Annotated in this window: 8 protein-coding genes and 1 riboswitch; of the genes, 5 read left to right on the top strand and 3 right to left on the bottom strand. The window is 56.1% G+C overall.

Annotated elements, in window-relative coordinates; genetic code table 11:
- Positions 1-345: 345 nt before the first annotated feature.
- Complete coding sequence (locus KM934_RS08705) at positions 346-1023, bottom strand: SGNH/GDSL hydrolase family protein (RefSeq protein WP_215760229.1); 678 nt, start codon at positions 1021-1023, stop codon at positions 346-348.
- A 106-nt stretch (positions 1024-1129) separates the two neighbouring features.
- On the opposite strand from KM934_RS08705, the gene KM934_RS08700 reads away from it, so the two are divergent.
- Both KM934_RS08700 and KM934_RS08695 read left to right on the top strand, forming a co-directional pair.
- Entirely contained in the window at positions 1130-3085 is a 1956-nt protein-coding gene (locus KM934_RS08700; protein ID WP_215760228.1) for an ABC-F family ATP-binding cassette domain-containing protein, read from the top strand.
- Between the two features lie 51 nt (positions 3086-3136).
- On the top strand, positions 3137-5173 hold the full coding sequence (locus KM934_RS08695; protein ID WP_215760227.1) for a M13 family metallopeptidase: 2037 nt from the start codon (positions 3137-3139) through the stop codon (positions 5171-5173).
- Positions 5174-5288: 115 nt separating this feature from the next.
- Here KM934_RS08695 and KM934_RS08690 read toward each other — a convergent pair whose 3' ends face one another.
- Positions 5289-5537, bottom strand: coding sequence for a hypothetical protein (locus tag KM934_RS08690; RefSeq protein WP_215760226.1), 249 nt, complete (start codon positions 5535-5537; stop codon positions 5289-5291).
- Position 5538: 1 nt separating this feature from the next.
- A riboswitch (SAM-I-IV-variant riboswitch) is annotated at positions 5539-5644 on the bottom strand.
- Positions 5645-5863: 219 nt separating this feature from the next.
- Here KM934_RS08690 and metA point away from each other — a divergent pair.
- From metA to KM934_RS08675, 3 genes are read left to right on the top strand one after another with little or no spacing between them, the layout of a single operon-like run.
- On the top strand, positions 5864-6781 hold the full coding sequence (gene metA / locus KM934_RS08685) for a homoserine O-acetyltransferase MetA (protein ID WP_215760225.1): 918 nt from the start codon (positions 5864-5866) through the stop codon (positions 6779-6781).
- 12 nt (positions 6782-6793) lie between these two features.
- A complete protein-coding gene (locus tag KM934_RS08680; RefSeq protein WP_215760224.1) occupies positions 6794-8674 on the top strand; it encodes a peptidase U32 family protein in 1881 nt (626 codons plus the stop codon).
- Position 8675: 1 nt separating this feature from the next.
- Positions 8676-9692, top strand: a complete 1017-nt coding sequence (locus KM934_RS08675) for a zinc ribbon domain-containing protein (RefSeq protein WP_215760223.1) — start codon at positions 8676-8678, stop codon at positions 9690-9692.
- Between the two features lie 401 nt (positions 9693-10093).
- Here KM934_RS08675 and KM934_RS08670 read toward each other — a convergent pair whose 3' ends face one another.
- Positions 10094-10567: a DUF5675 family protein gene (locus KM934_RS08670; RefSeq protein WP_215760222.1), complete on the bottom strand. Its 474-nt coding sequence runs from the start codon at positions 10565-10567 to the stop codon at positions 10094-10096.
- Between the last annotated feature and the right edge of the window lie 10 nt (positions 10568-10577).

Here is a 10577-nt window from a genome sequence, read left to right as displayed (position 1 = left end):
ATAGTTTTTGGGTTAGCATCTGCACAGCACTCCACAGGGTTTGTCGGGTGCGCCCCATTTGCCTTTAGTAGCGTTTAGGGGGAAGGCTGTTCTTCGCCCTCGGTTTTGAAGGAAACTTAGGGCAGGATTTAGTCGTTTCTCGGGGTAAGTTTTCTTCGTAAGTGGCAATGGAATGTAATACGTAACTTTGTACATGTGAAAACAGAGGGTGGAATTCTTGTCTCGTTTCTTGAAATTCCTGCTCCTATAAACGCGAAACGGTGAGCACTCTATTTGGTGGTCACCGTTTCGTGTGATATGACGTTGTTTCTTTGCGATGTTTTTTTCGTCTGCCGTATGTTCCGTTTATTGCAGATACTGAAGGATGAAATGCTCGGCGATGGGAAGGAAACGGTCGTGTCCCTTGTTGTTTAGGTGTGCATGGTCGCGCTTTCCCCCTTGGAAATAGATTTGCCGGAACTGGTCGCTACGCGCAAAGATATTGCTGTTTTGGTAGGCGTCGAACACCGGAATGCCCATGCTTCCGCAAATATCCTTGGTGGCATCCACGATAACCTTGAAGTTGGGGTTGTCGTTTGCCCATGGCGTAAACCAATAGATGTAGGCCCGAGGGTATTTCTCGATGAGTCCCTTGCATAGCTTGGTGCATTGCTCCCGATAGTTGTTGAGCGTGGTCGTTGAGTCGGTCACGGCGTTGGCAAGGCGTGCCGCATCGTTGTGGCCAGCGATCACTACCACCACATCCAGCGAGTCGTTCATCTGCTGATAGCGGTTTACGACCGCCGGTCCCCATGTCTTCATGTCGATCGACACACAACTTCCGTTGCGTCCGTAGTTATAGTATTTCATGCCGTGCTTCTTGGCCAGCTTGCTATGCCAAGCGTATTCCACGGGGTTTTGGTGGTTTTTCACATAGCTGTCGCCGATAACCCCGATGCGTTTGCCAGCAAGCGGGTCGTTTTGTGCCATTGCGCCGATTGCCGTTGTGATGAGCGCGGCCAATAGTAGAATTGTTTTTTTCATGGTTTGTGATGATTGTTGTTGGCGCAAAGGTAACAAAAAAGAAGCGTGCAACTGTTCGTATGAACTATTTTTTGTAACTTTGCATATCAAATTGTAGTTGGGAAAGATGATTTCTGTAGAAAACCTTAAGGTAGAGTTTGGCGTTCGTCCACTCTTCCACAATGTTAGTTTTGTGGTCAACGACCATGACCGCATTGCCTTGGTAGGCAAGAATGGTGCGGGCAAGTCGACCTTGCTCAAAATTCTTAGTGGCTTGCAGCAACCCACCTCGGGTGTGGTTGCCATCCCCAATGACACCACCATAGGCTATTTGCCTCAGGTGATGAAGCTCTCCGACGACACCACCGTTCGCGAGGAGACGCGCAAGGCGTTTTCCGACCACGTGAAGATGAAAGGTCGGCTCGACCGGTTGCAGCAGGAGATGGCCGACCGCACCGACTATGAGAGCCCCGACTACATGGCTCTTGTGGATCGCTTTACCTTGGAGCACGACCGCTTCATGATGATGGGTGGCGAAAACTACGAAGCCGAGATGGAGCGCACGCTCACCGGCTTGGGCTTTGAGCGCACCGACTTTGATCGCCCCACCCGCGAGTTTTCTGGCGGTTGGCGCATGCGTATCGAGTTGGCCAAGATTTTGTTGCGCCATCCCGACGTGTTGCTCCTCGACGAGCCCACCAACCACCTCGACATTGAGAGCATACGCTGGTTGGAAACCTTCCTTTCTCAAAACAATAGTGCGGTGGTGCTCGTTAGCCACGACCGCGCGTTCATCAACAACGTAACCAACCGCACGCTCGAGATAACCTGTGGCCACATTGAGGACTACAAGGTGAAGTATGACCAGTATGTGGTGTTGCGCAACGAGCGTCGCGAGCAGCAGCTCCGCGCTTACGAGAACCAGCAAAAAGAGATCGCCGACATCCAGGCCTTCATTGATCGTTTCCGCTATCAGGCCACCAAGGCCGTTCAGGTGCAGCAGCGCATCAAGCAGTTGGAGAAGATTGTGCCCATCGAGGTCGACGAGGTCGACCGCAAGGTGATGCACCTTAAGTTTCCGCCCTGTTTGCGCTCAGGCGATTATCCTGTCATTTGCGACAATGTGCGCAAGGACTATGGCGACCACACCGTGTTCTCGCATGTCGACATGACCATCAAGCGAGGCGAGAAAGTGGCGTTTGTGGGAAAGAACGGTGAGGGAAAATCGACCCTCGTGAAGTGTATCATGGGCGAGATTTCCTATACCGGAACCCTGAAGATTGGCCACAACGTGCAAATTGGATATTTCGCACAGAACCAAGCCCAGTTGCTCGATGAGGAGATAACCATCTACGACACCATCGACCAAGTGGCCACGGGCGATATGCGCTTGAAGATCAACGACCTGTTGGGCGCCTTCATGTTTGGCGGCGAGACCTCAGAGAAGAAAGTGAAAGTGCTCTCGGGTGGTGAGCGTTCGCGCTTGGCCATGATACGCCTGTTGCTCGAACCCGTCAACCTGCTGATCCTCGATGAGCCCACCAACCACCTCGACATGCCCTCGAAAGACGTGCTGAAGGAAGCCATCAAGGCCTTCGATGGCACGGCCATCATCGTGTCGCACGACCGCGAGTTTCTCGATGGCTTGGTGACGAAGGTCTATGAGTTTGGCGGCGGCAAGGTGGTGGAGCACCTTGGTGGCATCTACGACTACCTGAGGGCCCACAATGCCGACACCATCCATGAGGCGCTCGACCAGCGCCAACCGCAGTCGGCGTCGGACCCGTCGGCCTCTCCGGCAACCGCTATCGAGGCCCCAAGTGGCAAGCAGAGCTACCAAGACCATAAGGAGCAGCAGAAGAAGATACGCAAGGCCAGTCGTGAGGTGGAGGAGTCGGAGAAGAAAATAGCGAAGATGGAAGCGCGACTCCAGGAGCTCGACCAACTCTTCATGACGCCCGAGAACGCCTCCAACATGGAACTGGTTACCGAGTACACGTCGACCAAGGAGGCCTTGGACAAGGAGAACGACCATTGGATGGAGCTCTCCGAGAAGTTGGAGGAATTGCAGGCTAACGCCTAATGCTCTGCATTGCAAGACAATAAGACACAACCATCAAAAAAATCATAAGTCATGAAAATGAAACAAATCCTTCCGGTGCTCATGTTTGCCGCCGCTCCCGCATGCGGTGCCATGGCCCAGAACAAGTCGGGCCTCGTGCTGGCTGACCTCGACAAGACGGTGAGCCCCGCCACCGACTTTTACCAGTTTGCCACGGGTGGCTGGCAGAAAAGCCATCCTCTGCCTGCCGCTTATAGCCGTTATGGCAGTTTCGACATGCTTCAGGAGAATGTGAACAAGCAGATCAACACCATCCTGACCGACCTGTCGAAGAAGAAATACCAGGCAGGCACCAACGAGCGCAAGCTGAGCGATTTCTACAAGATGGCCATGGACTCGGCCCGTCGCAACCAAGAAGGCATCGCTCCCGTCAAGCCCATGCTCGACGAGATGGAGGCCGCCAAGACCCTCGAGGCTTTGCGCCAGGTGCAGTTGAAGTATGGCAAGATGGGCTTCGGCGTGCCGTTTGGAAGCTATTTTGGCGCCGACGACAAGAACGTAACCATGAACATCTTCTCGGTGGGTCAGGGTGGTCTCACGCTTGGCCAGAAAGATTGGTATGTCAATCCCGACAAGGCCACAAGCGACATTCGTGAGGCCTTCAAGAAGCACATCGTGCACATGTTCGAGTTGTTCGGCTTCAACCATGCCGACGCCCAGCGCAAGATGCAGTCGGTGTTCCGCTTCGAGACCGAGCTTGCGCTGGTGTCGAAGAGCAACGTGGAGCTGCGCGACCCGCAAGCCAACTACAACAAGATGACCCTGGCCCAGTTTGAGGAGACCTATCCCAACATCCCCTTGAAGGCCTACACCCAGGCTGAGGGCATCGATACGAAGTATATCCAGGAGCTCATCGTGGGCCAACCCGCCTTCTTCGCCGGCCTCGACAAGCTGCTGCCCCTGCTCACCGCCGACGACCTTCGCGCCATCATGGAGTGGGATCTCATCCAGGGAAGCGCCTCTTACCTGAGCGACGCCGTGCGTGAGGCCAACTTCGACTTCTTCGGAAAGACCATGAGCGGCCGCAAGGAGGACTATCCCCTGTGGAAGCGCGCCACCAATCAGGTGCAGGGCGCCATGGGCGAGGCCCTTGGCAAGATGTATTGCGAGCGCTATTTCCCCGCCCAGTCGAAGAAGATGATGGAAGAGTTGGTTCACAACTTGCAGGTCAGCCTGAGCCAGCGCATCGACGCCCAGACCTGGATGAGCGACTCTACCAAGGCCAACGCCCACAAGAAGCTCGACCGATTCTATGTGAAGATCGGCTATCCTAACCGTTGGACCGACTACAGCAAGCTTACCATCGACCCCAGCAAGAGCTTCTACGAGAATGTTATGGCCGCCCGTTTCTTCGCCCACGACAAGCACATTGCCGAGAAAGCCGGTAAGCCGGTCGATCGCGAGGAGTGGCACATGACGCCGCAGACCGTCAACGCCTACTATAACCCCACCACCAACGAGATATGCTTCCCGGCAGGAATCTTGCAGCGTCCCTTCTTCGACGCCAAGGCCGACGCCGCCTTCAACTATGGCGCCATCGGTGTGGTGATTGGTCATGAGATGACCCACGGATTCGACGATCAGGGCCGTCAGTACGACGCCGACGGCAACCTCCACGACTGGTGGACGGCCCACGACGCCAAGGGCTTTGAGGAGCGCGCCAACCTCTACACAGAGTTCTTCAACGCCATCGAGGTGTTGCCCGGTCTCCATTGCAATGGTAAGTTCACCCTGGGTGAGAACCTGGCCGACCACGGAGGCCTGATGGTTTCGTTCAACGCCTTCAAGAACGCCACCGCCAAGAAGCCTTTGAAGAGCAAGGACGGCTTTACGCCCGCGCAGCGTTTCTTCCTGGCCTATGCAGGCGTGTGGGGTCAGAACATCACCGAGCAGGAAATTCGCAACCGCGTGAAGCGCGACCCACACTCCCTCGGCGAGTGGCGTGTGAACGGCGCTCTGCCCCACATCGACGCTTGGTATGAGGCGTTTGGCGTGAAGAAGGGCGACAAGATGTTTATCCCCGAGAGCGAGCGCTTGCAGTTGTGGTAAACACGAATCGTTTGTGGCATAACCCCTGATGCCATAACGCAAAAACATAAAAAACCGATGATATCAAGAGCAGACGATATCATCGGTTTTTTCTATGATGTAAAGCGAGCGACGGTTAGTCGACTCTCACCAGCCTATTGTTTTCCAACCCTACGTGGTGGGCGAAGGAGGTGGTTGTGCCGTCCGACACGTCCGACAGGTCGATTCCTCGGCGTTCCAATTCGGCCAAGAGCGCCTGGTCGTGCGCGGCGCGTGCGGCGTTGAAGCCCCGGCTTTGCACCTGGCGGTTAAACGATTCGACGAGCGAAGGGAGTGTGGCGGCTGCAAACTGTGCAGCAAACTTGTTGTAAAGTGAGTGGTTCATAATGACATTCTTTTTTTGAAGTTAAACGTAATCTTCCACATCGTATCTTGACCACCGTGGCATGTCGTGCTCGGTTGGTGCAGATTCAACTGCTCTTGATGTTTCGTCGGCAAAGTTACGAATATTGTTCGGAATGGCAAGAACAATTCCCCGAAAATGTTTCCCGTTTCATGCTTTTTTATCTCGTTTGCATGTGCCGACAACCCTCGCCGCCCCTTGTGGGTAGAAGGATGAACGACGAATTATGTATGATTTCGAAGGAGAGTTAATCGTTTTTCGCCATTTTATTACTAACTTTGTGCAGATTATAAGAGAAAGGAACATTCATGCCACTTAGATTACCCGATAGGCTTCCAGCCATAGAACTGCTCAAGAAGGAAAACATCTTTGTGATGGACGAGAGTCGCGCCCACTCGCAGATGGTTCGTCCGTTGAAGATTGTTGTGCTCAACTTGATGCCGCTGAAGATTACCACCGAGACCGACTTGATCCGTCTGCTTTCCAACACCCCCCTTCAGATAGAGATCAATTTCATGAAGCTCAAGAGTCACACACCCAAGAACACCCCCGTTGAGCACATGATGATGTTCTACAAGGACTTCGACATCTTGAAGCGGCAGAAGTGGGATGGCATGATTGTTACGGGAGCCCCCATCGAGTTGTTGGACTTTGAGGATGTGGAGTATTGGCAGGAGATCATGGGCATTTTCGATTGGGCCCGCACGCATGTCACCTCTACGCTCTATATCTGTTGGGCGGCCCAGGCAAGTCTTTATCATTTCTATGGTGTTCCCAAGCATCGTCTTCCCAAGAAGATGTTTGGCGTGTTCCACCAGCGTGTGCTGGTCGATCACCTTCCCATCTTCCGGGGCTTCGACGATGAGTTTATGATGCCCCATAGCCGCCATACGGAGATCCATCGCGCCGACCTCGAGCAGGTGCCCGAGCTTACCATCTTGGCCGAGTCGGCCGAGAGCGGCGTCAGTATGGTCATGGCTCGCAACGGCCGTGAGTTTTTCATCACCGGCCATTTGGAGTATGCCCCCGACACGCTCGACAAGGAGTATCGGCGCGACTTTGGCAAGCGCGACGATGTGGAGATGCCCCGCAACTATTACCGCGACAACGATCCCCAGAAAGGCCCGTTGGTTACGTGGCGCGCCCACGCCAACCTGCTTTTCAGCAACTGGATCAACTATTACGTTTACCAGGAAACGCCCTACAATATCAACGAGATACAGTAATATACGCTGCGAATGAGAACCCTTGAACTATTGGCGCCCGCCAAGGACCTCGAGTGTGGCCTTGCCGCCATCGATCATGGCGCCGACGCCGTATATATCGGCGCCGAGAAGTTTGGCGCGCGTGCCGCCGCAGGCAATTCGCTTGCCGACATCCAGCGCCTCACCGATTACGCCCATCAGTTTGGCGCCAAGGTGTTTGTTACGGTCAACACCATCGTCTTTGAGCGTGAGCTGCAAGCCACCCAACAACTCATCACCGACCTTGCGCGCATGGGCGTCGACGCCTTGCTGGTGCAGGATATGGCCACGCTCGCCATGCGCCGTGTGGCCTTGGGCGAGGTGGGCCACGTGCCCCAGCTTCACGCCTCCACCCAGTGCGACACGCGCTCGGCCGAGAAGGTGAGGTGGTTGCGCCAGTTGGGCTTCACCCGCGTGGTGTTGGCCCGCGAGCTGTCGGTCGAGGAGATTGGTGCCATCCATCGCGAGGTGCCCAACGTGGAGCTGGAGGTGTTTGTTCATGGTGCCCTTTGCGTGAGCTATTCGGGCGTATGCTACGCTTCGCAGCATTGTTTCCAGCGCTCGGCCAACCGTGGCGAGTGCGCCCAGTTCTGTAGGATGAAGTTCGATTTGCTCGACGCCGACGGCCAGCTGATAGAGCACGACCGTTACCTGCTCTCGATGAAAGACCTTTGCCAGATCGACCACTTGGAGGAATTGGCCGACGCTGGCGCCTCTTCGTTCAAGATAGAAGGCCGCCTGAAGGATGCCAACTATGTGAAGAACGTGGTCTCGGCCTATAGCCGCCGCCTCGACGAATTGGTGGCGCGCCGCCCCGACGCCTATCGCCGGGCGTCGTTTGGCACCGTTGCCTACCAGTTTGAGCCTTCTTTGCGCAAGACGTTCAACCGTGGCTTCACCCATTATTTCCTCCATGGGCGAGGGCCCGACATCGCCTCTTTCGACACGCCCAAGGCTTTGGGCGAATATGTGGGCACGGTGAAGGAGGTGCGCCGCCAATCGTTCAACGTTGCCGGCACGGCCTCGTTTGCCAATGGCGACGGCCTTTGCTTCCTCACCGACAGCCGCACGCTCGAGGGGTTCAGGGTGAATCGCGCCGTGGGTAACCGCCTCTACCCCTTCAAGATGCCGCAAGGCCTGAAGGCGGGCGTGGGCCTTTATCGCAACAACGACGTGGCGTTCGAGAAGGCGCTCGCCGGTCCTACGGCCTGTCGCAAGATGGGCGTCCACCTCTCGTTGGACCTTACGGCCGACGGGTTCGCCCTCACGTTGCGCGTGCCGTTCCTCAATGAGGAGGCGCGTGCCACGGTGGCGTTCGGCCATCAGCCCGCCAAGAAGCCCCAGGCCGGCAACATCGTCAAGCAGTTGTCCAAGTTGGGCGCAACCCCTTACACATGCCAAGGCGTGTCGATCCTCAACCATGCCGACCGCCATTTCATCCCGTCGAGCCTTCTTTCCGACCTGCGCCGCGAGGGCGTGGAGGCGTTGGATGCGCTCATCCGCAAGCATGTGGAGCAAGCCGGCAGGCTCACGGAGCTTCCCCCCATGGCTCCGGCCGTGGCGCGCGCTTGGCAACCCGAGTACAAGCAGCACCCCTATCTCTATAACATCTCCAACTCCATGGCGCGCTCGTTCTATGAGGCCCACGGCCTCACCAACATCCGCCCCGCCTTCGAGGTGGGCGGGGGTGGGGCGGAGGCGCCCCTGCTCATGCGGTGCCGCCATTGCATCCGCTTCGCCTTGGGCCATTGCGTGCGCCGAGGCGGCGAGCAGCCCACGTGGCGCGAACCGCTCACGTTGCGCCTTGGCGATGGCCGCCGCTTCCGTTTGGAGTTCGATTGCAAAGCCTGTCAGATGGCTGTTTATGGCTTATAAAATGCTTATGAGAAGAACTCTTACACACCCCTTCCACCTCCTGTTCCTGGTCAGCGCCCTCGTGCTCACGTCGCTGTTGTCGTCGTGCTACGTGGCCCATTACCGCCCCCATGCCGCTTACCAATATAGTGAGCGGCAGATCGACTCGTTGTCGTTCTTCTCCTCCCACCATTACACCAACAACTACAACTTCATCGTGAAGGCCGACAGCCTCACCCTCTTGCGGCAGATGCCCGAGGAGTATCTGGGCGGCATGCAGACCGACTCGTTCACCGTGCGCAAGGGCGACCACCTCGTCGTGGCCGACATACGCATGGTGCCCACCGACAAGGTCGACTCCGTTTGGGTGCAGCTGGGCAACGACAACTCCCAGTTTGGGTGGACCCGAGAGACGCGCATGCTGCCATGCGTCATGCCCGACGACCCCATCTCCCAGTTCATATCGGCCTTCTCCAACACCCACGTCATCGTGTTCCTCGTTGTCATCGCCATCATAGCGGCCTCCTACCTGCTGTGGAGCATCCGCAAGCACCAGGCCCACTTGGTCCATTTCAACGACATCGAGTCGTTCTACCCCACGCTGCTCTGCCTCATCGTGGCCTCGTCCGCCACGCTCTACGCCAGCTTGCAGACCTTCGCGCCGCAGATGTGGGTCCATTTCTATTACCACCCCACGCTCAACCCCTTTTCCGTCCCGTTCCCGTTGGGCATCTTCCTCGTGTCCGTGTGGGTCATGCTCATCGTGGGGCTGGCAGCCGTCGACGACGTGCGCCACCACCTGCCCCTCGGCGAGGCCACGCTCTACCTGGGAGGCCTGGCAGCCGTCTGCGCCGTGTGCTACATCGTGTTCAGCGTCACCACCCTCTATTACGTGGGCTACCTCCTGCTCGCAGCATACGTCTTCGCAGCCCTACGCCGCTATTTCCGTCACACGCGGGCACGATACATCTGTGGAAATTGCGGAGCCATCTTGCGGAAGAAAGGCCGATGCCCCCATTGCGGAGCGGTGAACGAGTAACGGCCCGCTTGCGGGGGTGCGGCCATAAAAATATCCAAGCTCGTTCGTCGAGGCAGATATGCGATAGGCAAACGCATCAAGAAGCCACAACACGCTTCTTCCCCCGCTCAGTTACCCCTGCATGGGAACACGTAACGACAAATATTTCTTTATAGATTAAAGCAAAAACGCCGTGAGCATTCTCTGCTGACGGCGTCTTTCAACGTTGCGGGCATCGCTGCTGGCAGCGTTAATTCTATTAATCCTTTTCACTTTGAAATGAATCAAAGTGACCTTTTAAATTTATGCTTGTGCAAAGGTAATCATTTTTTTTGCAATAAGCAAGCTATCTGTTTTGTTTATATCTTCATCAAGGCCAAAGCCCTGCGTGAAGCTTGGGAAAGCGTGCTTATGGGCGGCGGCTAAGCGACCTCGTCAAAATATTCGCTCCGCTCGTAGTGTTCCTCCACCACCTTCAGGGTGAGTTTTTCGCCCCATGCGGCGGCTCGCTCGGCTATGCCGATAATCTCGGCGGTTGCGGCGATAGACCCGCTCACCATGCCTGGGTGACGGTTCCAGCCGGGGAGGATGCAGCCCTTGGTATCGGCGGGGTAGTTGCCGGGGTGGATGAGGATGCCCTCGTAGCCCGGCACGCCATGCAAGCGAGGGTAACGCTTGCCAAACCGTGGTGAGTAGGACATAACCAACTCGTACACGCCTTTGGGGATGGCACGCTTGCCGTCGGCCTTGGCCTTGCGTATGAGCCGCAGGGGATTGTGCTTGTTGAGATGCGAAGAGGGCGGCTCGAGGGTCTCGCAAATCAAGTGGTTGCCCGAATAGAGGCGACCTAAGGTATAATTGTCGCTAAAGAAATAGCGTTGTAATGTAAGTTGCATAATGTAAACG

The sequence above is a fragment of the Hallella faecis genome (assembly GCF_018789675.1).
In the GTDB taxonomy this organism is placed as follows: Bacteria; Bacteroidota; Bacteroidia; order Bacteroidales; family Bacteroidaceae; genus Prevotella; species Prevotella faecis.
This window is presented reverse-complemented; position numbering and strand designations above follow the sequence as displayed.

Bases quoted from the DNA above. Each gene is read 5' to 3' on its own strand.
- KM934_RS08705 (WP_215760229.1), bottom strand. From the start codon at position 1,023: ATGAAAAAAACAATTCTACTATTGGCCGCGCTCATCACAACGGCAATC.
- KM934_RS08700 (WP_215760228.1), top strand. From the start codon at position 1,130: ATGATTTCTGTAGAAAACCTTAAGGTAGAGTTTGGCGTTCGTCCACTC.
- KM934_RS08695 (WP_215760227.1), top strand. From the start codon at position 3,137: ATGAAAATGAAACAAATCCTTCCGGTGCTCATGTTTGCCGCCGCTCCC.
- KM934_RS08690 (WP_215760226.1), bottom strand. From the start codon at position 5,537: ATGAACCACTCACTTTACAACAAGTTTGCTGCACAGTTTGCAGCCGCC.
- metA (WP_215760225.1), top strand. From the start codon at position 5,864: ATGCCACTTAGATTACCCGATAGGCTTCCAGCCATAGAACTGCTCAAG.
- KM934_RS08680 (WP_215760224.1), top strand. From the start codon at position 6,794: ATGAGAACCCTTGAACTATTGGCGCCCGCCAAGGACCTCGAGTGTGGC.
- KM934_RS08675 (WP_215760223.1), top strand. From the start codon at position 8,676: ATGCTTATGAGAAGAACTCTTACACACCCCTTCCACCTCCTGTTCCTG.
- KM934_RS08670 (WP_215760222.1), bottom strand. From the start codon at position 10,567: ATGCAACTTACATTACAACGCTATTTCTTTAGCGACAATTATACCTTA.